1 protein-coding gene is annotated in these 539 nt (G+C 43.6%); it reads left to right on the forward strand.

The window, feature by feature from the left end:
- Positions 1-539, forward strand: a 539-nt coding sequence (locus J8L98_RS24565) for a hypothetical protein (protein ID WP_210998677.1), incomplete at both ends; no start/stop codon positions are given.

The raw sequence follows: 539 nt of genomic DNA on the forward strand, positions 1-539 counted from the left end.
AATGCTTATAACCAAACTGTTAGCGCCATAAATGAAGGGGCAGCTGCGGGTAATTCTGTTAGAAACCATCATGCGAAGTTAAACGCCATACATCAAGCACGTTATGCCAGAGGTAATGCTGAAGCCAGAGCCGGTATGATGAAATTTGGTGGCGCGGGTATTGATGCTAAAGCAGCATATGATTGGGATGAAGCAATTGCTTTCCAAGATGCAGCTTGGGCAGATGGTAGAGCTGGTGCCAGCGTGTTACGTGACGGCATGCAATTTGGTTTAAATACGACAAGAAGCTCTTTTGAGCTTTATGGAAACACTTTCGAACGGATCTATGATAGTTACGATTCAATGCTAAACCGAGTCAATAAATTTGATGGACAAGCCTCGTCAAGTATTGCATTTGGTGGCTCTTTAGGGGGGCAATTCCTAAGATTTGCAGGTAGCTTTGATGCTTCTTTTGCATACGATAATCAAGGTCAATTTGCGATCAACTTTACAGGTTGGAGTGGCGGTGTAGCCTCATCTAATGGATTAGCTATAGATGC

This window comes from Pseudoalteromonas sp. MMG013, from assembly GCF_018100885.1.
GTDB classification, from domain to species: Bacteria; Pseudomonadota; Gammaproteobacteria; order Enterobacterales; family Alteromonadaceae; genus Pseudoalteromonas; species Pseudoalteromonas aurantia.